19 protein-coding genes and 1 tRNA gene are annotated in these 23,454 nt (G+C 66.4%); 11 read left to right on the forward strand and 9 right to left on the reverse strand.

Going from position 1 to position 23,454, the window contains the following annotated elements:
• Positions 1-33 precede the first annotated feature (33 nt).
• Positions 34-999 carry a hypothetical protein gene (locus tag AACH06_RS00005; RefSeq protein ID WP_341423531.1) on the forward strand — a complete coding sequence of 322 codons (966 nt, stop codon included), beginning with the start codon at positions 34-36 and terminating at the stop codon, positions 997-999.
• 105 nt (positions 1,000-1,104) lie between these two features.
• On the opposite strand, the gene AACH06_RS00010 is transcribed toward AACH06_RS00005, so the two are convergent.
• From AACH06_RS00010 to AACH06_RS00030, 5 genes are all read right to left on the reverse strand, one after another.
• Positions 1,105-1,194 (reverse strand) — tRNA-Ser (locus AACH06_RS00010).
• 86 nt (positions 1,195-1,280) lie between these two features.
• Complete coding sequence (locus AACH06_RS00015) at positions 1,281-3,758, reverse strand: TonB-dependent receptor (RefSeq protein WP_341423532.1); 2,478 nt, start codon at positions 3,756-3,758, stop codon at positions 1,281-1,283.
• Between the two features lie 18 nt (positions 3,759-3,776).
• Complete coding sequence (locus AACH06_RS00020; protein WP_341423533.1) at positions 3,777-4,925, reverse strand: SO2930 family diheme c-type cytochrome; 1,149 nt, start codon at positions 4,923-4,925, stop codon at positions 3,777-3,779.
• Between the two features lie 89 nt (positions 4,926-5,014).
• Complete coding sequence (locus AACH06_RS00025) at positions 5,015-6,268, reverse strand: parallel beta-helix domain-containing protein (RefSeq protein ID WP_341423534.1); 1,254 nt, start codon at positions 6,266-6,268, stop codon at positions 5,015-5,017.
• Positions 6,269-6,419: 151 nt separating this feature from the next.
• Entirely contained in the window at positions 6,420-7,241 is an 822-nt protein-coding gene (locus AACH06_RS00030; protein WP_341423535.1) for a symmetrical bis(5'-nucleosyl)-tetraphosphatase, read from the reverse strand.
• Positions 7,242-7,437: 196 nt separating this feature from the next.
• On the opposite strand from AACH06_RS00030, the gene AACH06_RS00035 reads away from it, so the two are divergent.
• The 5 genes from AACH06_RS00035 (at position 7,438) to AACH06_RS00055 (ending at position 12,772) form a co-directional block, all read left to right on the forward strand.
• A complete protein-coding gene (locus AACH06_RS00035; RefSeq protein ID WP_341423536.1) occupies positions 7,438-8,745 on the forward strand; it encodes a hemolysin family protein in 1,308 nt (435 codons plus the stop codon).
• Position 8,746: 1 nt separating this feature from the next.
• Positions 8,747-9,496: a SapC family protein gene (locus AACH06_RS00040; protein ID WP_341423537.1), complete on the forward strand. Its 750-nt coding sequence runs from the start codon at positions 8,747-8,749 to the stop codon at positions 9,494-9,496.
• 165 nt (positions 9,497-9,661) lie between these two features.
• Positions 9,662-10,708, forward strand: coding sequence for a TRAP transporter substrate-binding protein (locus AACH06_RS00045; protein ID WP_341423538.1), 1,047 nt, complete (start codon positions 9,662-9,664; stop codon positions 10,706-10,708).
• A gap of 61 nt (positions 10,709-10,769) precedes the next feature.
• The gene (locus AACH06_RS00050) at positions 10,770-11,264 is read left to right on the forward strand and encodes a TRAP transporter small permease (protein ID WP_341423539.1); all 495 of its coding nucleotides are present in this window, start codon (positions 10,770-10,772) and stop codon (positions 11,262-11,264) included.
• A 176-nt stretch (positions 11,265-11,440) separates the two neighbouring features.
• A complete protein-coding gene (locus AACH06_RS00055; RefSeq protein WP_341423540.1) occupies positions 11,441-12,772 on the forward strand; it encodes a TRAP transporter large permease in 1,332 nt (443 codons plus the stop codon).
• 156 nt (positions 12,773-12,928) lie between these two features.
• Here AACH06_RS00055 and AACH06_RS00060 read toward each other — a convergent pair whose 3' ends face one another.
• The 4 genes from AACH06_RS00060 to AACH06_RS00075 all read right to left on the reverse strand — a co-directional run bounded on the left by AACH06_RS00060 (position 12,929) and on the right by AACH06_RS00075 (position 17,732).
• Positions 12,929-13,528, reverse strand: a complete 600-nt coding sequence (locus tag AACH06_RS00060; protein WP_341423541.1) for a lytic polysaccharide monooxygenase — start codon at positions 13,526-13,528, stop codon at positions 12,929-12,931.
• 171 nt (positions 13,529-13,699) lie between these two features.
• Positions 13,700-14,395: a GntR family transcriptional regulator gene (locus AACH06_RS00065; protein WP_341424207.1), complete on the reverse strand. Its 696-nt coding sequence runs from the start codon at positions 14,393-14,395 to the stop codon at positions 13,700-13,702.
• A 68-nt stretch (positions 14,396-14,463) separates the two neighbouring features.
• Positions 14,464-16,239, reverse strand: coding sequence for a glycerol-3-phosphate dehydrogenase/oxidase (locus AACH06_RS00070; protein WP_341423542.1), 1,776 nt, complete (start codon positions 16,237-16,239; stop codon positions 14,464-14,466).
• A complete protein-coding gene (locus AACH06_RS00075) occupies positions 16,236-17,732 on the reverse strand; it encodes an FGGY family carbohydrate kinase (RefSeq protein WP_341423543.1) in 1,497 nt (498 codons plus the stop codon). Before AACH06_RS00075 ends, AACH06_RS00070 begins: the two co-directional genes overlap by 4 nt.
• 176 nt (positions 17,733-17,908) lie before the next feature.
• Here AACH06_RS00075 and AACH06_RS00080 point away from each other — a divergent pair, with 176 nt between their 5' ends.
• Genes AACH06_RS00080 through AACH06_RS00100 form a run of 5 tightly spaced genes read left to right on the forward strand, consistent with a single transcriptional unit; the run spans position 17,909 to position 23,394 of the window.
• Positions 17,909-18,943 carry a substrate-binding domain-containing protein gene (locus tag AACH06_RS00080; RefSeq protein ID WP_341423544.1) on the forward strand — a complete coding sequence of 345 codons (1,035 nt, stop codon included), beginning with the start codon at positions 17,909-17,911 and terminating at the stop codon, positions 18,941-18,943.
• A gap of 31 nt (positions 18,944-18,974) precedes the next feature.
• On the forward strand, positions 18,975-20,498 hold the full coding sequence (locus AACH06_RS00085; protein WP_341423545.1) for a sugar ABC transporter ATP-binding protein: 1,524 nt from the start codon (positions 18,975-18,977) through the stop codon (positions 20,496-20,498).
• Positions 20,485-21,510 (forward strand): ABC transporter permease, encoded by a 1,026-nt coding sequence (locus AACH06_RS00090; RefSeq protein WP_341423546.1) that lies wholly within the window; start codon positions 20,485-20,487, stop codon positions 21,508-21,510. Before AACH06_RS00085 ends, AACH06_RS00090 begins: the two co-directional genes overlap by 14 nt.
• Positions 21,507-22,493, forward strand: a complete 987-nt coding sequence (locus tag AACH06_RS00095; RefSeq protein ID WP_341423547.1) for an aldo/keto reductase — start codon at positions 21,507-21,509, stop codon at positions 22,491-22,493. Before AACH06_RS00090 ends, AACH06_RS00095 begins: the two co-directional genes overlap by 4 nt.
• Before the next feature lie 28 nt (positions 22,494-22,521).
• Entirely contained in the window at positions 22,522-23,394 is an 873-nt protein-coding gene (locus AACH06_RS00100) for a class I fructose-bisphosphate aldolase (protein WP_341423548.1), read from the forward strand.
• Positions 23,395-23,454 lie beyond the last annotated feature (60 nt).

Genomic DNA, 23,454 nt, shown 5'->3' on the forward strand with positions numbered 1-23,454 from the left:
CGACGCCGCCGGCCCATCAGATCGACCCCATAAGTGTTCACGTGTCCGACTCCTTCTAAGCGGACAGATGTTCACTACCAGGGCGCTGTCAGATCAACATGTGTTCCCTGGCTGCTTACGGTGAATCGATCGAAGCGAATTGGCTTCCAGCCCGGCCGGTGGTGCCGTGAGGATCAATTGGTCGTGCGATTTGCGGCGCCCACCCGGCAACCACTTTCTGGCTATCGGCGGCAGAAGATTCTCAGCATGTTGGCCGCGTGCGCCGGAATGGTCTTGGCAATGGGCGCTGACCTAGCAGGCGCGCAAGAAGGCACAGGGCAGAGGCTCAGCGGCAAGGTGGGCCGGCTGACCATCACGCGAGGCCTGGTTGATCTCGACGGCCATCCGATTCGGCTGAATCGCACGACAGCGGCCGAGGTGAATGCCTTCTTGGGGCACGATCCCAGCGACCAGGTGAGCGCAGACGCCTACTGGCAGAAGACGGGCATCGTCATCTACGCTGCCCCGCGCGACGATCTGCCGGGCCGGCCCAAGCTGGTTCACAGCGTCCGGATCTGGCTGGGGCAGGAGGAGAACCTGTCCGCCTCGCGGCCCTGCACGCCGGTGGAAGAGGCTGAGCATCAAGCTTCAGTGAAACTTCGCATCGATCAGATCACCGCCACCGATGCTGAACGCGGCTGGTCGCGGGCGGACTTGATTGATCAGGTTCGACGTGAGACGTGTGTGCGCGCTGGCCTGCAGCCCGCACTTCCCTTCGCGGGGCGGTTGGAGGTGGATGGCCTGGCCGTCGTGTCGAATATGACGTTGGCCGAGATCCAGGCTCGTCGCCAGCAAGTGGGCTTGCTGCCGCTGCGGGTGCATCCGGTGAGTGGACGGCCGTATTTCCTGGCGCCTTCCTCCAAAGACCAGCCGTGGGCGGATCAGCAGTGGGAATTCGAGCGACCCACGGAAGACATTCAGGGCGATCAGATCCGCATCAAGGTCATCAGCGTTCCTTGATCCAGCGGACGGTGGCGGTGTTGTGGTCGCACGGGCGATCGCACCGCCCAGCGTTTTGGCCAGTTGGTTGTGCTTAGGCCGGATGTCGCCTATGAGCCATTCCACTGGCGGAAGCGGTGAGATTCGAACTCACGGAGGGGATAAGCCCTCGCCGGTTTTCAAGACCGGTGCCTTAAACCGCTCGGCCACGCTTCCTGGGAAGGCCGTGATTATCGTTCACATTCGGTGCCTTGCCGGCGCCGGGCCTAGAAAGTGGCCGATGGCGCCGGCCTGGCGTGGCGTCAGAGCTTCACTTTGACCTCGATCTGGATCCGGCGGGGCTCGGTCAGGCCGGCGTAGTAGGGCGATCCGACCGGGGAGGAGAGGTTGCTCAGGTATTGCACGTACTGCTTGTCGAGCAGGTTGTTCACGACCAGGGCCAAGCCCCAGTTCTTGGAGCCTGCTTCCCAGCCCAGGCGGGTGTCGATGCGCTGGCGGGCTTCGCCCACGCGGAAGCCGGGCGCCTTGAGGCAGGCGCCTTGGACTTCGGAGTCGTCGTTGCAGCGGGTGGCGCTCAGGTACGAGCCCTGCATAGACCAGTTGGCCAGGCCGCTGCCCCATGCCCATTGCACGTCGACGCCGGCGGTGAGTGATGCCCGCGGTGTGCCATACGGTTGGCCGGTCAGGTCATTGCTGCCGCCGGCGCGGTTGCGCTGCGCCTTGTACTTCTGGTCGATCAACTCGGCCGAGCCGAACAGGCGCATGGAGCGGTCGATCTGCCACTGAGCTTCGATGTCGGCGCCGGTGGCTTCCACATCGCTCACCGTGACCACATACGCCGGGATGGGCAGGGTCTGGTCGAGGGTGATCGACTGCAGGTTCTTGAACAGGTAGTGGAACAGTGAGGCGCCGTAGCTCAGGCCGCTGTTGGCGAAGCGGCCCTTGATGCCCAACTCGTAGTTGGTGACGGTTTCGGGGTCGAAGCGGCCGCCGTTGGCTTCGGTGCTGACGGAGTTGAAGCCACCGGCTTGGTAGCCTCGGCTGACCGAGCCGAACACCATCGTGTCCTTGCCGAAATGGTGATCAATCACCAACCGCGGGCTGACGTTGTTCCAGCTTTGCTTTGCGTAGACCGGCGCCGTGGCCCACTCGGGGTTGTTGAACTCCACGTTGCTGGTTTGCAGAAAGCCGACGAGGCCCGTCAGCGCGCCCGCCGTGGCCGGGTCCAGCGCGCCGGCATCGACCAGCGCCTGGAAGAACTCAGGCGTGAAGACGGCCAGCTGTGGATCCAGCCCAGGGGCCGAGCGCAGCGGGTTGTACCAGCTGAACTTCTTCTCGTCGCGGGTAAAGCGGATGCCGGTGGTGAGGTTGGTGTCCGAGCCCAGGTGCCAGATGGTGTCGCCGAACAGCGCATAAGCCTTGAAATCGCCGGTGTTGCGCATCTCTTCCTGCCAGCGCTCGCCCAGCATGGCCACACCCGGCACGCCGGCCAGCAGGGCCACGCGATTCAGCGTGGTGAAGGGGGCGATGCCCACCTCTGGGTTGTGCGAAAACAGCGTATCGAGCGAGTTGGTGGTGGTGTTGATCTGGCTCGTCTGGCGCGCGTCCTCGCCAGAGAGGCTCAAGCCCACCAGCCAGTCGGCCAATCCGGTGTTGCCGGCCAGCCTGAACTCCTGTTGCCAGCCCGTGTTCTTCTCGAAGTTGCCGGTGGACAGGCGTGATGCGATGTTGTCGGTGCCGTCGTTGTCCTGCACGTTCGTGCTGTTGAAGTGGCGCCAGGCCGTCAAGCTGCTGAAGGTGCCGAATCCGAGGTCATGCTCCACGCGCAGCGACAGGCCGTCGTACAGCCGCTCCTCGCGGCCGTTCTCCACATCGTTGCGCAGTGATTGCTTGCGCGGGTCGACGAAGCCCGAGGTGTCGATGTGGCCGTTGGCGTCGGTGGCCGGGAACACCGGCGTCACCGGTGAGAGGGCCCAGGCCGGTCGCGCGCGCTGGTCCAGGTCTTCGTGTTCCCAACTCAGGACCGCGTGGGTGGCGTCACTGGGCGTCCAGCCCAGCGCTAGGCGCGCGCCCCAGGCGTTGTCTTGTGGTGCCCGCTTGGCGGTGGTGACGTTGGTTGTCCAGCCTTCGCGGCGCTGGGTGACGGATGAAAAGCGCAGCGCCCATTCCGAATTGAGCGGTTGATTGACCATGGCCTCGGTATGCACCGTGGCCTGGTTGCCCATGCGCAGCAGGCCGCTTGCGGCGAAGGTGTCGCCCGGGTCGTTGGTCACCACCGAGATGGCGCCACCGGCGCTGTTGCGGCCGAAGAGCGTGCCTTGAGGGCCCTTCAGCACCTCCACCCGCTTCAAGTCGTTGAAGTTCAGCATGGCGCCGCCCGTCTTGCCGGCGTACACGCCGTTCACGTACACGCCCACGGGTGAATCGGTACCGATGCCGAAGTCCGCGGTGCCCAGGCCGCGCAGGGTGAAGTTGGGTTGGGTGGGTTCGGTGGCGTCGATCTGCAGGCCAGGCACGAAGCTGGACACCTCGGAGATGTTCACGGCGCCCAGCTTCTCGATCTGCTCCGGGCCGATCAGTTGAATCGAGATGGGCACCTGCAGAACTTCTTGTTTGCGGCCTTGCGCGGTCACCTCGATCACCGAGGTGCCACCGTCGGCGTCCTTCTTCGCCGGCACGTCTTCGGCCCATCCCGCCACGGGCCAGGCGGTGAGCGCGCTGAGCGCTGCGGCGGCCAGGGCCGTGTGGCGAGGCCGGCGGAGGCAGGCTGGGTTGGGCATGGGCGATCTCCTCGTGTTTTACAGCTTGGATTCGGTGGCGTTGCAGCGGCCAGGCAGCGAACTGATCCACTGCCGGATCAGCTGCAGGCCCTCTTCGTGAACGGTGTTTCGGCCCAGCTCGGGCATCATCACGCCGCCCTCGGTGCTGGCCAGGCGCCAGGTCATGATCGAAGCGTCGGGCTGCCCCGGGACGATGTCGAACAGGCGGTCGCCGGTGCCTTTGCCGGCGGCCACAGGCGGCTTGCACAGGCCCATCTGCCAATCGACCGTCGCTTGCGCGTCGAGCCGCAGGGCGGTGTTGCTGGCAGTTGCCTGGGCCTGGTGGCAGTGCGCGCAGTTCACGTCCAGGTACGCGCGCGCCCGGTCGGCCAGCGGCAAGGTGGTATCCGCCCAATTGGCGGCGCGCGGCAGCGGCGCGGCTTCGCTGGCGGGCGGGAGGCCCGTGAGGTAGCCCACGCGCTGCCAGCGAGCCAGTTGGTTCTCTTCGCCATCGGCGTAGCGCAGGGTTCGGTTCAGGTGGCGCGCTTTGGGCCCGATGGGGGTGAAGACCTTCTCCTTCAGGTTCACCACATGGCAGGCCGCGCACTGGTTCTCGTTGGGCACCACGTAGGTGAAGTGTTGGTGCCGCCCTGCATCGTCCACCAGCTCAAGGGCCTTCTGGTCGCCCGTGCGCTCCAGCGCAGCGTCGGTCTGCGCGTCGTTCCACACGTAGGGCAGCACCACCCAGCCGGTGGTTCGCTTCACGAGCAAACGGGTCTCGATCAGGCGCACCTGGCTCAGATCCAGCCCTTCGGTGGGCGAGCCGCCTGGTGCCATGCTGGTTTGCCGCAAGGCGTTGCCGGGGCTTCCTTCCGCTCGAGGGTAGTAGAAGGTCTTGGTGATGATGGTGCCCACCGGGAAATCGAACGCTGCCGTATCGCGGTAGGTGGCCGACTGGCCCGCGGGCATCCACACGGTGCGCAGCTTGTGGGCGTAGTCGCTGAACAGCGGCGTGTTCAGGTCATAGGGCAACACGCCGGTATTGAGCGACAGCCGCTGGCCGTTGGACTCGACCACGTGCCACGCCGACAACATGGCCGGCTTGCCCTCGGCAATGAAATTTACCGGGGGCGGCGTGCGCTGGCAGCCCGCCAGGGTCAGCGCGGTGAGCGCGATGCATGCCGCCAACCGAGCCAAGGGATTTGCGCGGCTCCGGCACTGCCGGTCTGCTTCAAGATCGCCCTCGGGGGACATCGACCGGGAGGGAGCGTGCGGGCTCACGATTTTTGCAGGGCCACGGGCGACAGCGGTGGCAGCTCGCAGCGCATGTCGTCGGTGACCAGACGCGGGTTCTTGTATTGGCCAGGCCCGTCGGCATTGAGCACCTCGGCCTTGTCGTTCTTCACGCACAAACGCGCTTCGGGGGCGTTGCCCGCCTTGGGGTCGGTGTAGCCGTCCCACAGCACATCGGGAAAGTGCCCGTTGAGGCCGAACATCGCCGTCTTCAGCACCTTCAGGTCAACGCCGTCGGGAGAGTCGCCGCCACCGGAAAAGCGGTTGCCGTGAACGTAGATCGCCTTGGGGTAAGGGTCGTACCCTGGCTCGACGCCCTTGTCGCTGTAGTACCCGGTCGAGAAGTAGCTGGAGATGATGACGTTGGCGGTCCGGTTGTCGACGATGTCGTTGTCGAAGATCTCCACCTTCGAGTTCGAGTTGATCACCACCCCCGAGCCGGCCGGCACGCTGGCCACGGCGGTGCCCTTGGCGCCGAAGTTCGCCAAGTTGTTCTTCTCGATGCGGTTCTTGTAGACCCGCGTCGAGTGCCCGGCCTGCGAGAGGTTGGGCATGTTGAAGACGAGGATGCCGCCGGTATTGCCGGTGGCGACGTTCTCGTACACGTCCGCATCGATGGTGTTCTCGATCTCGATGCCCGCCACGTTTTGCTCGGCCCGGCAGCGGCGCACGATGACCTTGTTGGATTGGCCGACGTAGATGCCCGCATCCGATGCGCCGAAGGACTGCGAGTCTTCGATCAGCACATTCTTGGTCTTGACCGGGTAGATGCCGTAGGCACCGTTGCTGGTCTTGGGGCCCTCCGTCCAGCGCACTCTCACGCCGCGGATGGTGATGTTTTCGCCATCGTTGATCTTCAGCCCGTCGCCTTGGCTGTCTTCGATCGTCAGCCCCTCGATGGTGAAATCGCTGGCTTGCACCAGCAGGCCCTCGGGCCCGGCCACCTGGCCGCGGAATGACAGGACGGTCTTCTCCATGCCCGCGCCGCGCAGCGTGACGCCAGAGGCGCGCAGCGACAGACCGCGGTCAAGGTGGAAGTTGCCTGCCGGGAGCTCGATCACGGCACCCGGCTGCGCATCGAGCAGTTGCTCTTGCAGCTTCTTCTGGAACGCGGTGTCGACGGCCAGATCGCCCGCGCGCTGACCCGCACCGGGCGAGGTCTTGTCGCAGCCGACAAAACCAACCGTGGCTGCGGCGGCCAGGGCCGCGGCAACGCGAGCCCAACGGGTGTTGCGCATGGTGAGTCCTCGCTCGATGGCAAGCGCCTGCGGCGGCCGGGCGTTGGCCTGCGGCGATCAAGGCGCCTGCTGTTCGAAAGAATGTAGCAAAGACTATCTTTATGGCTTCACCGTGTTTCCCCGGTGATGCGTCGCACCGGGGCGAGGCGGTTCAACCGGGTGCCTGGGCCTGCGAGCAGGGCACCTGGATCACCTCGCGCCGGCCGCCGTCGACACGCACCGCCGTCAGCGCACCGCCCCACACGCAGCCGGTGTCGAGCGCGAGCAGGTCGGGGCGGTTGATGAGCCCCAGGGTCGACCAGTGGCCAAAGGCGATGGGCTCGCCTGCGCTGGCGCGGTGGGGGTGCTCGAACCAGGGCTTGTAGCCGGGTGGGGCGCCATCGGCGCCTTCCTTGGTGTCAAACTCGAGGGTGCCGTCTGCGGCGCAGAAGCGCAGGCGGGTCAGCGCATTGATGATGAAGCGCAGGCGGTCGGCGCCCTGCAACGAATCGTCCCAACGATCGGGCTGGTTGCCGTACATCTGCGGCAGGAAGTCGCGCCGGGCGGGGCCGCGCAGCATGGTCTCGACTTCGTGGGCCAGTGCCAGTGTGCGCTCGCCATTCCACTGTGGCACGACCCCGGCGTGAACCATCAGCCAGCCTTCGGCGCGATCGGCCAGCCGGCCCTGGCACAGCCAGTCGAGCAAGGCTTCGCGTTGAGGGTGATCGAGGATCTGCACCAGCGTGTCGCGCTTGTGAGGCCGGCGCACACCGGCCGCCACCGCCAGCAGATGCAGATCGTGGTTGCCCAGCAGATACCCGGCGCTGGTGCCAAAGCCCTGCAAGCGATGCAAGACCGCCAGCGAGCCGGGCCCGCGGTTGACCAGGTCACCCAGCACATGAAGCCGATCGCGCGACGGAGAAAAGTCGACGGCGGCGAGCAGGCGCTCGAAGGCATCGCAGCAGCCTTGGAGGTCGCCGATCAGGTAGTGCATGGGGTGTCCTGTGCTGAAAGTCCCTGCGTGAAGGCGTGCTGCTGCACGCGGCGGCGGCCGGCCGCACGCTCCGTGCCCAAATGCCGTGGCGAGGCGGTGGAGGGGGGCATTTTCGGGACAGGACACCCGATTCTGCTACGCTCACGCCCCATTTATTGCCCACCCTGCGGCGCAGATCATGCTTGCGCCGCCCCACATGGACCTCGCCTTACTCGTATTCCTGATCCTCCTCAACGGCCTGTTCGCAATGTCCGAAATGGCCCTTTCCGCCAGCCGAAAGGCGCGGTTGCAGGTGATGCTGGAGGCCGGGGAGTCGGGCGCGCAGGCGGCGATCGACCTGCACGACAACCCGACGAAATTCCTGTCGACGGTGCAGATCGGCATCACGTCGATCAGCGTTCTCAACGGCATCGTGGGTGATGCTGCGTTCTCCGGCCCGCTGTCGACCTGGCTGCTGACGATGCTGCCCATCTCGCAGCGTGCGGCGGATGTGTCCGCCACGGCGCTGGTGGTGTTGATCATCACCGTGCTGTCGATCATCTTCGGTGAGCTCGTGCCCAAGCGCATGGGCCAGATGTACCCGGAAACGGTGGCCCGCCTGGTGGCGCCGCCGATGGAATGGTTGTCGCTGGCCACCCGCCCGCTGGTGGCGGTGCTCGCCGCGTGCACCGAGGGCATCCTGCGCCTCATGGGCGTGCGCGGCGGCCCGGCGCGCAGCGTGACGGAAGAGGAAATTGCCGCCAGCTTGGAAGAAGGCCTGGACGCCGGTGTCATCGAGGCGCAAGAGCACCAGATGGTGCGCAACGTGTTTCGTCTGGATGATCGCCAGATCGGCTCGATGATGATCCCGCGCGCCGAGATCAAGTGGCTCGATGCGAATGCGACGATCGAAGAGGTGCTGCAGGTCGTCGCCTCGGAAGAGCACTCGCGCTACCCCGTTTGCCGCGGCGGCCTGGACGACGTCATCGGCGTCGTCGCCGCACACAGCCTGCTCAGGCCGCTGGCCGAGAACCGCGTGGGCTCTCTGGCCGAGCACCTGCAGCCGCCGGTGTTTGTGCCCGAGACGCTGTCCGGCATGGAGTTGCTGGAGCACTTCCGCAATTCGGGTGCCGAGCTGGTGTTCGTGGTCGACGAATACGGCGCGGTGCAGGGTGTGATCACCGTGCGTGACGTGCTGGAAGCCATCACCGGCGAATTCGGTGGACAGGCCGACGACGGTGCCTGGGCCGTGCAGCGCGAAGACGGCAGCTGGTTGATCGACGGCCTGATCCCCGTGCCCGAGCTGAAAGACCGACTCGAATTGAAAGAATTGCCCGAGGAAGATCGCGGGCGCTACAACACCCTGGCCGGCATGATCATGCTGCTGCTGGGCCGGCTGCCCCGCACCGCCGATCAGGTGGAGTGGGAAGGCTGGCGGTTTGAGGTGGTGGACCTCGATGGAAAACGGGTCGACAAGGTGCTGGCAAGTCGTCAGCAGGGGCCTGTAGTGAATCTGGAGAATTGAAGTGATCAACCCCGAGCTGCACAAGAAGCCCGTGGCGCTGGACCGTGTGTCGCACCGCAACCTGCGCGTTCGCCGCGAACAAAGCGCGCTGGACGCTACCTCGCACCTGAACGCGTTTTTCATCACCGCGGCCGAATTCGCCGATGCGTGCAAGGAATACCCCATCCTCTTCCTGCGTGCCGGCAAGGACGAGCAAGGCAAGGACCTCGTCGCGCCGGTGACGGTGTTTGGCCTGCTCAAGGGCGAGAACCTCGTGTACCGCCATGGCCGCTGGACGATGCGCTACGTGCCCGCCCTGCTGCGCGCCTACCCGTTCGCGATGGCGCCCACGCCGGACAAGCAGTACATCGTCTGCTTCGACGAGACCAGCCCGGTGTTCTCGCAGACGGAAGGCGAAGCGCTGTTCGATGACAAGGGCGAGCCCACCAAGTACCTCAACGAGATCCGCGATTTCGTCGAGAAGATCGAGGTGGAAGTCGAGCGCACCCGGATGGCGGGCCGCAAGATGATGGAGTTCGGTCTGCTGCAGGAAAAGCGCTTCGACGCCACGCTGCCCGACGGCACGCCGCTGTCGATCGACGGCTTCATGGCGGTGGACGAAGAGCGCATGAAGAACCTGAAGGACGCCGAGATCGTCGAGCTGCAGCGCACCGGCCTGCTGGCGCTCGTGCACTTCCACATGGCCTCGATGAGCAACATCAGCCGCCTGCTGGAGATCCACGTCGAAAAGCGCGCCGGCGAAGCGAAGTAATCGCCGTTCAAGATCCGGGCGCTGCGAATCGCCCGCTTCCAGGGCCGCCCCATGGGGTGGCCCTTGTCTTTTCCGGGCTGCGCGGATTGGGGTGATCCCCGCTGGGGAGGCGTTGCGCCGCGGCGTAAGCTGACGAGGCAGTTTGCACTTGCTTCTGGAGCCGCCATGACGACGATCACCTGCCCCCTGTTGCGCCTCGCCGCGCTCGCTGCTGCCTCGTGGCTGGCGGCGCCCGCGTGGGGCCAGGAGGTGACGCTGAAGTTCCACCACATCTGGAACCCTCAGGCGATGGCCTCGGTGAACCTGATCCAGCCCTGGTGCGACAAGGTCGCGAAGGAATCCGGCGGCAAGCTCAAGTGCCAGATCCTGCCGGCGATGTCGGGTGGCGGTACGCCGCCGCAACTGGTCGACCGCGTCAAGGACGGCGTGGACGACCTGGTGATCACGCTGCCGGGCTACACCGCCGGGCGCTTTCCGGCCATGGAGGTGTTCGAGCTGCCCTTCATGTGCAACTCGGCCGAGGCGGGTGCCCGCGCCGCGTGGGACTACCTGCAGAAGTACGCACTCAAGGAATTCCCGGGCACCAAGGTGCTGGCCACCTGGGTGCACGACGAAGGCTACATCCACACCCGCGACAAGCAGGTGAAGACGATGGCCGACTTCAAGGGCCTGAAGATGCGGGCGCCCACCCGGCAGACCAACAAGCTGCTGGCCACGCTGGGGGCCTCGCCGGTGGGCATGCCGCTGCCTGCCATCCCCGATGCGGTGAGCAAGGGCACGATCGATGGCTTCTTGCTGCCGTGGGAGGTGATGCCGTCGTTGAAGCTGCACGAACTGGTCAAGTACGACAGTGAGACCGACCCTTCGCGCCCGGCGCTCTACAGCGCGGTGTTCGTGTTCGCGATGAACCAGGCCAAGTACGACAGCCTGCCGCCGGAGCTGAAGAAGGTCATTGACGACAACTCCGGCGCTGAGTTCTCGCAGTCGGTCGGCAAACTGTGGGACAACAGCCAGGCGGCGGGCCGCAAGGCGGCGATCGACCGCGGCAACGTGCTCTACACCATCCCTGCCGCCGAGCTGGACAACTGGGTGCGCGCCTCGGCACCGCTGTACATCGGCTGGGTCGCCGAAGTCGAGGGCAAGGGCATGCCGGCCAAGCAGATGCTGCAAGACGCGAAGGACCTGCTCGCCAAGTACAAGGTGGCCAAGTGAAGCGGGCTGGCCCCGTGACGGCGCTGCCGCGTTCCACGCGTTGATGCCCGGCGCCGTGCGAATGCCGGGCGCCGTGCTGCGTGCGCTCTCGTTGGGTTCGGCGATGCTCGGCGGGGCAGTGGCCTGTGCCGTGGCCGGGATGACGGTGTGCTCCATCGTCATGCGGGCGGCTGGCGCAGGCCCGATTGCCGGTGATGTCGAGCTGACGCAGTTCGGCATCGCCCTGGCCATCTCGTTGTGCCTGCCCTGGTCGCAGGTCCACGGTGCCCACATCATCGTGGACTTCTTCACCCAGCGATGGCCCGCCCGGGCGACACGCCGGCTCGATGCGGTGGGTGCGCTGTTGTTGGCCGCGATGTGCGCGTTGCTGTCGTGGCGCAGTGGCGTGGGAGCGTTGTCGGTCCGCGAGGCGGGCGAGACCTCGATGATCCTGGGCCTGCCGATGTGGTGGGTCTACGCCTCGCTGTCACCGGGCTTGGCATTGAGCGCGGTGATCGCGCTGTGGCAGGCCTGGCAGCTCGGACGTGGCCACGAGCTGACCGTGGCCGGGGTGTAGTGCAGTGTTCGACGCTATGCGGAACATGAAACCGTGCCTTTGGCCGCCTGGCGTCGTTGCAAATCCTCGCGATGCCACCAGGCATCGCTGTGGTTCGCGCCTCGCCAGACGACCAAACCCATCGGTTTTCTTAAGTTCCGCCCAGCATCAAACACTGCACTAGGGACGAGCGACAGATGGACCCTTTGTGGATCGGCCTGGGCATGTTCGCGGGCATGCTCGCCTTGATGGCGTTGCGGGTGCCCATCGCGGCGGCCATGTTCATCCCCGGCGCACTGGGCTACTGGGCGATGACGAACGACCAGGCATTGCTCAACCAGCTCAAGGGCGCCGCCGTCGCCCGCCTGACGGTGTACGACCTGTCGGTCATTCCGCTGTTTCTGCTGATGGGGCAGTTCGCCACGCAGGGCGGGTTGTCGCGTGCGCTGTTCCAGGCGGCGGCCGCGTTTGTGGGCCACATCCGCGGTGGCCTGGCGATGGCCGCGGTGCTGAGTGCCGCGGCGTTCGGTGCCGTGTGCGGCTCATCGGTGGCGACCTCGGCCACGATCACGCAGGTGGCCTATCCCGAGATGAAGGCGCACGGCTACAGCGGCCGCCTGTCCACCGCAGCGTTGGCCTCGGGGGGCACGCTGGGCATCCTGATCCCGCCCTCGGTGCCTTTGGTGGTCTACGCCATCCTCACCGAGCAGAACATCGCGAAGCTGTTTGCGGCGGCGCTGGTGCCGGGCCTGCTGGCAACGGTGGGCTATCTGCTGGTGATCGGCGCCGTGTGCCGCTGGCGCCCCTCACTGGCCACGCCCAGCCAGCCCATGCCGTGGCCGCAGCGCTGGCGCACCTTGATCGGCGTGTGGCCCATCGTCGTGATCTTCGTGATCGTCTTCGGTGGCATCTACGGCGGCATGTTCTCGCCGACCGAGGGCGCCGCGGTCGGGGCGTTGGGCACGTTCATCGCGGCACTGGCGCGCGGCGAGCTCGACCGGGCGGGCATCGCGAGAAGCTTCCTCGGCACCGCCGAGACCTCGGCGATGGTCTTCATGATCTTCCTCGGTGCCGACATGATGAACGCGTCGCTGGCGCTCACCGCGATGCCGCGCCTGCTGGCCGATTGGGTCACCCACCTGCAGGTGGCGCCGTTGCTGATCGTGGGCCTGGTGATGGTGTTCTACGTGGTGCTCGGCTGCGTGATGGATGAGCTGTCGATGATGCTGTTGACCATCCCGGTGCTGTTCCCGGCCATCATGGGGCTCGACCTGTGGGGCCTGTCGCCCGAGATGAAGGCGATCTGGTTCGGCATCCTGGTGCTGATGACGGTGGGCATCGGCATGACGGCACCACCGGTCGGCCTGAATGTCTACGTGGTCAACAGCATCGCCAAAGAGGTGCCCATGGCCGAGACCTACCGCGGCGTGATGCCATTTCTCGCGACCGATGTGATCCGCACGATCGCGATGCTGTTTTTCCCGACGCTGTGTCTGGGGCTCGTTCGCGCCTTGTATCAGGGCCCGTGAAGCGAAGGAACCGAACGGCCGGTTCCTCCGCTTCACGACGGCGACGCCCTCCGGCGTTTCCCAACGACGCCTCGGATGCCCCGCTCTGGCCGCCGGGTTTCGGTGCCGAGCAAGCCTGTAGGGCGAAGTGGCTGGTGGTGCCACCTCACCGCTCGATCAGTCTTCTTCGTACTTGCCGCTCGCCTTCGGGAACTTCACGTCGATCACGTTGTAAAAGCTGTTCGACGTGTCGCCGATTTCCCAGACGCCGAGGATGATCTGGTAGCCGGTGCGCGAGGGCACGTTGCAGTTGTGGGTCACCTGCATCGGGGGCTGCCTCATGCCGCCGTCGACGGTGCAAAACGGTGCCGTCTCGAACGACGCTCGGGTCAACTTCTGACTCGGGTTCCAGCCTTGCTTGGTGATGTAGTAGCGCCAATTGCGCGTCACGTGGTTGGCGGTGAAGGTCCAGGTGAAGCTGTTCTGGCCACCCTTCATCTTGCCCTTCGTCCAGCGGGCCTTGGTCTGCACGTCCAACTCGGCGAACGAGTCGTGGTTGGCGCTGGCGATGTGCTGGTCGGGCGGGCCGCCTGCGGGCCAGCCTGAGGGGGCTTCCAGGCTCTGCGGCTCCCACTGGATGGCGCCGCAGTCGGTGTTGTTCCCCAACTTGCATTGGTACCCGCGCGACTCCGGCGCACTGATGTAGCCGTGCGCCACGGCAGACAGTGGCAGGGCGACGGCAGCGAGCCCCAGCCAAGCGATGCGAGCCAGTTTCATGGATGTCTCCTTGCGGTGGTGTGGGTCGCAATTCTTGGGAGCCATCAAACTGGTTCGCAATAGGTCTTCTATTGGTTTGATTCTGGTATTTGCAAGAGGACGTATCTGGTTCCGGTTCCATCGATCATGAGAGCGCTTTCGCTTTCACGCCGGATCGACATGGACTCTGAATCAGGTCGTTGTCTTCACGTGCAGCCGGCTGGCTTGGCAGCGATGCAGCGCCTCGTAATACTCCAACGGTCGGCCGTTGGCGCCATAGGCAATGGATTCGATCCGCAGCAGCGGCTCGTCCGCCGCCACGCCGAGCAGCTCACGCGACGCGGCATCAGGCAGCACCGCATCGATCCACCGTTCCGCCTTGACGATGCGCATGCCGTATTGGCGGCGAAGCACGTCGTACAGCGACCGGTTCTCCAGCCGCGTGCGGTGCAGCCCTGGCGCCAGATCGGCCGGAACCGCGGTGGTGACGAGCAATTGCAGCTCCCCATCGACGCTGCGCAGCCGTCTGAGCGCGACCACCTGCGCGTCGGCGCCGAGCGTGAGCATCTGTACCTCATGCTCGGTGGGCGCGCGCAGCTCCTGCTGCAGCACCTGGGTGCGAACGGTGCGGCCCTTTCGTGCCATTTCGTCCGAGAAGCCGAGCACGGTGGAGACGAAGTCTTCATCGCGCTCGCGGGCCGCCACAAAGGCGCCCTGGCCGCGGATCTTGTAGATCAGCCCGCTGCGCACCAGATCGGCCAACGCCTCGCGAACCACGATGCGAGAGATGCCGAACTGCTCACCGAATTCCGCCTCGGTCGGCAGCTTGCTGCCCACGGCGAGTTCGCCTTGCAGTATTCGCGCCCGTAAGGTGTCGCGGAACTGCATCCAAAGCGGTGAGCCGGCATGGCGATCCAGAACGGCAGGCGCGGATGTCGGGATGGCGATGGGGTGGTTCACGTCGGGTTGCTGGTCGGTAGTGGCCGGGCGGGCAATGATGCATCGAAACTTGGGGCATGGCGGGGTGTTGGCGGCACCTCGGCGAGGGCCACGCCATGTCGTTCTCGCAACAGCACACGGCAGCGTTGCAACTCGGCAGATTGGCGGCGTGCATCCCAGCCCAAGGCCTTCGCGGCGATCGTGGCCATCTCGTTGAGGGCCTCGGCCGTCAGGCGCCCGCCGATCGCGAGCAGCGTGCGGCGCAGGACCAGGTCATCGAGGTGCGCCACGCCGGTCTGGCGACACAGATAGCGCAGCTCTGCGGCCGAATAGCCGGGGACTCTCGCCAGCATCGCGTCGCCGTCGGCGGCGAATCGCTCGGCCAGGTCCACGGCCACGCTGCCGTAGCGGTTCAGCAGCTCGATCGCCCGCTGGCGGCCGAGGCCTCCGGCGGCCTGGATGTCGGCCACCAAGTTGTCTTTGGCCTTGTCGTGGGCAGGCCAATGGGCGCCGCCGCCGATGGGCAGGGGCTCGGTGGATCGACGGCGACCGCGCCGGAGCCATGTCAGCACCTCGTCTGTCGCCAACTCGGCCAGTGCGCGGAAGGTGGTCCACTTGCCGCCGACCAGGCCGACGACCGGCACCTGTCGTTGGGTGGAGGGTGGATCCACCGCCACGCTGTGGTCGCGCGCGATGCCGCCCGGTTGATCGGCGCGAGATCGCGCCAGCGGCCGCACGCCCACGAAGGTGTAGAGGACGTGCTTCCGCTCGAAGGGCAAACGCGGGAACATCTCGCGCAGCACGCCCAGCAGGTAGCCCACTTCAGCCGGGTCGGTCGCCGCTTGATCGGGGTCGTCTACCGGGATGTCGGTGGAGCCAACCAGCACCTGATCAAGGAACGGATACGCGATGCAGACGCGGCCGTCCGAGGCCTCGAAGTAGGCCATGCGGCCTTCCAGCAAGCGGCGAAGTGCGGGATGGTCGAGCACCAGGTGAGAGCCTTTGGTGCCCATGACCCGCGCGCTGTCCGCGTCCAGGGCGCCGGCGCATCGATCGAGCCAGGCACCCGTCGCATTGACGACCACGTCGCAGGTGAGCTGCACCGTCTCTCCGGTGAGTTCGTCGCGCAAGCTCAGCGTCTTGCCCGTGCCTTGCTCCAGCTTGCAGTAGTTCGCCACGACCGATCGCTGCTCATCGCGGCAGCCGTCGCCGAGCAGCTCCAGGATGAGCCACTCGGGGTGGCTGATGAAAGCATCGTAGAAGGTTGCGGCCCAGCGCACGTCCGGTCGGAACAGCCCCATGTCGTGCCGCGACACCGGATCGACCCGGTGCTCCGGCATCACCCGATGCCGGCGGCCCAGCAAGTCGTAGAGCCGAAGGCCCAGGCTGACCACGAACAGGCCGCGGGCCGAGGGTGATCCGGCCAACCGCGTGAAGCGCAACACGCTGCTGAGCAGCCCGCCGAACCGGTTGGACAGCGGCACGACCGTCTTCAGCGGCTTGACCAGATGCGGCGCATTGCGCAGAAGCAGGTTGCGCTCACGGGTGGCCTCGGCCACCAGCGAGAACGAGCCATGCTCCAGGTAGCGCAAGCCGCCGTGGATCATCCGCGACGGTGCGCTGCTCGCACCAGCGGCCACATCGCCCTTGTCGATCAGCAGGCAATCCACGCCCTGCAGGCAGAGATCGCGAAACACACCCACGCCATTGATGCCGGCACCGATCACGACCACCGAAAAGTGCCGCCCTGCCAAGGCGCCGGGGCGCTGCCATCGCAATTGGTCGACGCTCATGCCCGCACCTCGTTTTGTGAAGCGAACGCGTCGGCAAGGCCTCGCATCTGCCGCTCGAAGCCGGCGCAGTAGGCCTGATGAGCCGCGATCGACGGTGTGTCTGGCTCCACCACGTCGGCCGGCGCCTGCAGCATCTCGGCAGGCAGCCCTTGCGATCTGGCGGCCCACAGGGCCGCCCCTCGCGCCCCGGTCTCATCGTCACCACAGCGCTGGACAGGGTGCCCCAGCATGGTGGCCAGCAATTGCACCAGCCGGTGATCTCTCGCGCCGCCCCCCAGCACGGCCACGCGTCCGGGGCTGCCGAGCCCGAGCGAGGCGAGCCTTCGCAGGTGGTAGGCGTGCAATGCCATCACGGCGTCGACCACGGCCCGCGCCATCTCCGTGCGGCCGTGGTGGTGCGACAGGCCGAGGAACGCGGCCTCGACCCCGGCGAATGGTCCACCACCGTTGATGAAGGGCGCAAACCTCAGCCCTTGTGCACCCAGTGGCGACGCCATGGCGGCGTCGACCACGGCGGCAGCGCTGGGCCACCCGAACTGCCGCGCCAGCCACGCCATGTTGGCCATCGACGAGGGGCTGTTCTCCATGTAGAGCCACTCTTCTGAAGCGCTCCCAAGCCGGGGGTCGACGATGGCGGCCACGGCGGGCTTGGGATGTTGGCGCGGCGCCATGACCACGTTGACGCACCAGGTGCCGAGCACGGCCACTGGCATGCCACTTTGCTGGGCACCCACCGCCGTCAGCGATGCCAGCAGATCGATCGCCACCATCGCGACCGGCAAGCCGGCGGGCAGCCCGCAATCGGTGGCCTGCAGCGGATGCAGGCTGCCGATCACCGAGCCGCTGGGCAGCAGCGGGGGCAGGGCGCGCGACACCAGCTCGGCCACGCCGCTCGCCTGCAGTGCGGTCTGCGACCAGCCTCCCGTGGCCAGTGCCAGCAGGCCGGCCGTGCTGGCATCGCTGGCGTCGGTGGCGATGTGGCCGGTGAGCAGGTAGGCGAGGTAGTCCTTGGCGAACAGCAGGTGGCGGATGTCGCTGGGTTGCAGCTCGCCGTGCGCGAGCAGCTCGGCCAGCAAGGGCAAGGGCTGGCCCGCCCAGGGGCGGCAACCCACCTCGTCGAACAGCGTGTCACCCTGCGCCCGAGCGAGGGCGGCGGCGCGCCGGGCTGCGCGCTGATCGGTGGAGGCAACCCCGAACCCGCGGAGCAGTTGACCGCTGGCGCCCAGTGCGTACAGGCCCGCGCCATGGCCCGTGCAGCCGATGGCGCGAACCTGCGCCACGCGCGGGCCCAGTTGATCGGTCACGCCGCGCAGTGCACTGACCAGCGCGACCCGGATGGCGGATTCGCTCAGCTCGCAAGCGCCGTCTGCGCGGCGAACGTGCGGCAAGGCGCTGCCCGCGGCGGCGATGGCGGCGGCGCTGCTGGATTCGAAGGCCACCGCCTTCAGGCTGCTGGAGCCCATGTCGATACCGATGAAGATGTCTGCTTTCATGTCATGACATCGTTGCCTAGTTTTTGAAACGATGCCCCCGTGTTTATCCTAGTTTGCGGTGTAAATTGGCGGGAGATATTCTATCGCTGTCATGACAACGAAGCGGATTCGCTCCACAGGCGAAACCATGAAACAACGGCCGGCGTCGGCGAGACGACCGGCAGCAGGAGACAACGATGAGGCGCGATTTCTTGAAGGCGGCGGCTGTGACCGGTGCCGGCGTGGTAGGGGCTGGCAGCACTTGGGCGCAACAGGCGGCCGCCGCTGGGCTGCGGGGCAACCCGAACGATGTCTACGTGATGAACGTGATGGTCTCGGGGGTGGAGTACTGGTTCCCCGTCTACGAGATGATGAAACAGCTCGGTCGGACCCTGGGCGTGAAGACGCGCTACAGCGGCACGCCGGAGTACGACGTCAACAAGCAGCTGGCCTCGTTCGAACAGGAGCTGGCCCGCAAGCCGGCGGGCATCCTGCTGCACCCGATGAACCCGGACCCGTTCATCGAGCCCATCAACCGGGCGGCCGCGATGGGCATCCCGGTGGTCACCTTCGCAGCGGACTCGCCCAATTCGAAGCGTGTGTCGTTCGTTACCTCCGACAACGACCGCGAAGGCTCGCATGCGGCGGACGCCATCGCGGCGGCCCTGGGCGACAAGGGTGAGTACGCGGTGTTGGAGAACCCCGGCCAGGACAACCACGACCGTCGCGTCGCCGCCTTCGTCAATCGCATGAAGACCAAGCATCCGGCGATGAAGCTGGTGGGGCGGGCTGCCAGCAACCAGGATCCGAACAAGGCCTACCAGGCCACGCTGAGCCTGGCCCAGGCCAACCCCAATCTGGGCGCCATCTTCATGCCTGAGGCCAATTCGGCGCTCGGCGCTGCGCAGGCGAAGGTCGAGTCCAAGAAGAACATCCGCGTGATGTGCTGCGACGTCAACGCCAAGATCCTCGACATGATCAAGTCGGGCGACGTGTTCGGCGCCATCAACCCCAACCAGGGCATGCAGGGCTACATGGGGATGATGCTGCTGTTCCTGGCGAAGAACGCGCAGCTCATCGACCCGATGAATGACGCCCGCCGCAATGGCACCAACCCAATGGCGGTACCGTTCCTCGACAACGGCCTGTCGATCGTCAGCAAGGCCAATGCCGACGACTTCTACTGGGACAAGTACCTCGCCCGCCGTGGCACCAAGGGCATCAACGAATGACGCTGTCGATACGTACGTGCCGGGGGAGACCATGACGGCGCTGCTGCAGCTGCGAAGCATCAGCAAGCACTTCGGGCCGGCACGTGCGCTGGCCTCGGTCAGCTTCGATCTGAGGCATGGCGAGATCCATGCCCTGTGCGGGGAAAACGGGGCCGGCAAGTCCACGCTGATGAAGATCATCGATGGCATCCACCAGCCGGACGGCGGCGAGATCCTTCTCGAAGGGCGGGGCGTGGTGATGCAAGGCCCCGCCCATGCGATGCGCCTGGGCATCGGGCTGGTGCACCAGGAGATCGCCCTGTGTGGCGATGCCACGGTCGCCGAGAACATCTTCATTCACGAGACCGGCGCAGGCGCCGGCGCCTGGATGAACTACGCGGCGCTGCAGCAGCGGGCGGCCGCCGCGTTGGCGATGCTGGGCCAGCAGATCGCACCGGACCAGCGCCTGGGCGATCTGCCGATCGGGCAGCAGCAACTGGTCGAGATCGCGAAGGCGCTCTCGCTCGATTGCAAGGTGCTGATCCTCGATGAGCCGACGGCGGCCCTGACCGAGACGGAATCCGTCGCCCTGTTCCGCGTGCTGCATGACCTGCGCGCGCGAGGCATCGGCATCATCTACATCAGCCATCGGATGGCCGAGATCTTCCAGCACTGCGACCGGGTCACCGTGCTTCGCGATGGCCGCGACGTGCTGTGCGGCCCCATCGCCGACCTCACCCCCGATCTGATCGTCAGGGCGATGGTGGGCCGCGACATCGGCCACTACTTTCCGGCCAAGCAGACGGTCGATCGCCGCGACACGCCGCTGCTGGAGATCGACGATCTCGCCGATGGTGAGCGCGTGCACGGCGTGTCGTTCACCTTGCACCGCGGTGAGGTGCTGGGTGTGGCCGGGCTGATGGGGGCGGGACGGACGGAGCTGGCCGAAACCATCTGTGGCCTTCGACCCGCCATCCGGGGCTACCGGCGGCTGAACGGCCGTCCGATCGCCGTCCGCCACTACGACGAGTCCTTGCGGCACGGCATCGCCTACCTCAGCGAAGACCGCAAGGCGGCCGGCGTGTTTCTGGAGATGTCGGTGGCGCAGAACATCTCTGCCATGGCCACCCGCCTGGTCAGCTCGCCCTGGGGCCTGCTGCGAGGCGGCGTCGAGCGCGAGCTGGCACAAGACATGGTGGCTCAGCTCAACATCAAGACCGCCGGCCTGCTCAGCGAGGTGGGAAGCCTGTCCGGGGGCAATCAGCAGAAAGTGGCCATCGCCAAGCTGCTGGCCACCTGCCCCGTCGTGCTGCTGATGGACGAGCCGACCCGCGGTGTCGACGTGGGCGCCAAGTCAGAGATCCACCACCTGCTGCGCGAGCTGGCCCTCCAGGGCGTGGGTGTGATCGTGATCTCGTCGGAGCTGCCCGAGATCATCGGCCTGTGCGATCGCGCACTGGTCATCCACGAAGGGCGTGTGGCCGGTGAAGTGGCATCGGATGACATGACCGAAGAACGATTGCTGCGGCTGGCCTCGGGCCTGGCCGCCGAGGAGCTGATGGATGTCGAAGCCTGAAACCTTGGTGTCTCCGATGCTGGCCCGGCGGGCCGGCAGCGCCCCGCCGCTGGCCGCACGATGGGGGCAGGGCCCCATCAAGCTGCGCGAGGCGGGGCTGTTGCTCATCATCGCGGCCTTGTGCCTGGTCATGAGCTTCGCGTCGGAGCATTTCCTCACCTGGGACAACGTGCGGGCGATGCTGTTGTCGTTCTCGATCGAGGGCATCGTCGTCGTGGGGATGACGGTGCTGCTGATCGTCGGCGGCATCGATCTGTCGGTCGGCTCGGTGGTGTGCCTGTCGATGGTGGTGACCGGCAAGCTGTTCCTGCTTGGCCTGGACCCATGGCTGTCGGGGGCGGCGGCCATCGGGGTCAGTGCGCTCATCGGGGCGATGATCGGCGGATGCGTGACGGTCATCGGGCTGAGTCACTTCATCGCTTCACTCGCCTTCATGGTGGTGGTGCGCGGCATGTCGCTCGCCCTCACGCAAGGCACGCCGCAGTCGCTGTTCACGCTGCCGCCCGAGTTCAAGTTCATGGGGCAGGGCGCCATCGGGGCGGTGCCGGTGGTCATCATCATCTTCGCGGTCATCGTGGCGGCCAGCGACTTCGCGCTGCGTCGGGCCACGCTGCTGCGCAAGGTCTTCTACACGGGCAGCAACGAGAAGGCCGCGCTGTATTCCGGCATCCGCACGGGGCAGGTGAAGTTCTGGGTCACCGTGCTGTGCTCGTCCATGGCCGGCCTGGCCGGGGTGATCTACACCGCGCGCTTTGGCGCCGCCACACCCACCTTCGGCATCGGCATGGAGCTCAATGCGATCGCCGCCGTGGTGATCGGCGGTGCCAGCCTCAAGGGCGGGTCGGGCACCGTGCTGGGGGCGGTGCTGGGCCTCGCGCTGCTCTCGGTGGTGAGCAGCTCACTGATCCTGCTTGACGTGTCGCCCTACTGGCAAGACGTCATCAAGGGCTTGATTCTCCTGGTGGCCGTCACCGTCGACCACCTTCTCAACGTGAAGAAGATTCTGCGATGAACACTGTGCAATTGGGGGCCTCGGGCATTCGCTGCGAGACCGTGGGCCTGGGAACCTGGGCCATGGGAGGCTGGATGTGGGGCGGCAGCGATGACGCGGCCGCCATCGAGGCGGTGCGGGCGTCTCTCGACGCCGGTGTGAGCCTGATCGATACCGCGCCGGCCTACGGGTTGGGGCACGCTGAATCACTGGTGGGGCAGGCGGTGGCAGGCCGCCGCCATGAGGTGGTCATCGCCACCAAGTGCGGCCTGGTGTGGCACACCCGCCAGGGCGCCCACTTCTTCGACGAGCAGGGCCAGGCGGTGCACCGCTACCTGGGGGCCGACTCGATCGCCCACGAGCTGGAGCAGAGCCTGAAGCGCCTGCGCACCGACTACATCGATCTCTACATCACGCACTGGCAGGATTCGACAACGCCTGTGGCGGAAACGATGGGCGCGTTGCTCGACCTCAAACGTGCCGGCAAGATCCGCGCGATCGGGGTGAGCAACGTCGATGTCCCGACGCTGACCGAATACCTGCGCCACGGCCCCGTCGATGCGATCCAGGAGCGATACAGCCTGATCGATCGAGAGATCGAGGCGGGGCTCGTTCCGCTGTGCGAGCAGCAAGGCATTGCCGTGCTGGGCTATTCGTCGCTCGCCTTGGGCCTGCTTGCCGGGCCCATCGATCCGGCACGGCGTTTCGAGGGCGATGACCAGCGCCGGGACAACCCGCGCTTTTCCGCCCCCAACCGCGAGAAGCTGCAGGCGTTCTTTGGCGAGGTGGAGCCACTGCGCGCCCGGCACGCCTGCTCGTTCGCGCAGCTGATGATCGCCTGGTCCACGGGCCGGGGCCGCATGCGCGTGGCCCTGTGCGGTGCGCGCCAGGCCCGCCAGGCGATCGACAACGCCGGCGCCATCCGGTTGCAACTGACGGACGATGATCTGCAAGCGATCGAACGCTCGGCCGACCGGCACCTGAATTCAATCACCCAGTGGTGAGACCCGACTCACGAGGAGAGGAACCGACATGCCCGATCGAAAACAACCCAGGCTGAGCCGCCTGCTGCGTCAGGGCCGCTGCCTGGACATCGCCGTGGACCACGGCGTCTGCAATGAGCCGAGCTTCCTGCAGGGGCTCGAAGACATGCGGCAGGTGACCGACCAGTTGGTGGCCGCAGGCCCCGACGCGATCCAGCTCAACTTCGGCCAGGCCGACCTGCTGCAGTACCGCCCCGCGCGCGACAAGCCGGCCCTGGTGATGCGGCTGGACATGGGCAACCCCTACAACGCGACGACCCACCGGGTGATGTGGGCGGTGCTGCAGAACGACGACGACCCAGTGCTTCCCGCGGTGCAGATGGATGCCGCATGCGTGGTGGTCAACCTGTTCATGCTGCCCGATGAACCGGAGCTGTTCCGCCAGTGCGTGACGAACATCGCCCGGGTCCGCAGCGACTGCGACCGCTATGGCATGCCGCTGATGATCGAGCCGCTGGTCATGGCGCCGAACAGCCAGCGTGGCGGCTACATGGTCGATGGTGATGCGCAGAAGATCGTCACCCTGGTGCGATTGGCGCGCGAGATGGGGGCGGACATCATCAAGGCCGATCCGACGGCCGACCCGGCAGAGTTCCACCGCGTGGTGCAGGCGGCGCGCTGCCCGGTGCTGGTGCGCGGTGGCGGCAAGGAAGATCTGCGGCAGGTCTTTGCCAAGTCCCGCGCGCTGCTGGATCAGGGCGCGGTGGGTCTCGTGTACGGCCGCAACGTCTACCAGCACGCGGATCCATCGGCGGTCGTCAAGGCGCTGATGGCCATGGTTCACCGAGGGGCCAGTGCCGAAGCGGCCTGGGAGATGTACGAGGCCGCCGTGCGCCGCGAGGAGTGCAGCGAGCCCGCCTGATCCCAAGCGACGGCCGTGGAGGCCGTGGTGTCATGGCGCTGAAGGGGAGAGCCGCCCATG

Source organism: Ideonella lacteola (assembly GCF_038066555.1).
GTDB classification, from domain to species: domain Bacteria; phylum Pseudomonadota; class Gammaproteobacteria; order Burkholderiales; family Burkholderiaceae_C; genus Ideonella; species Ideonella lacteola.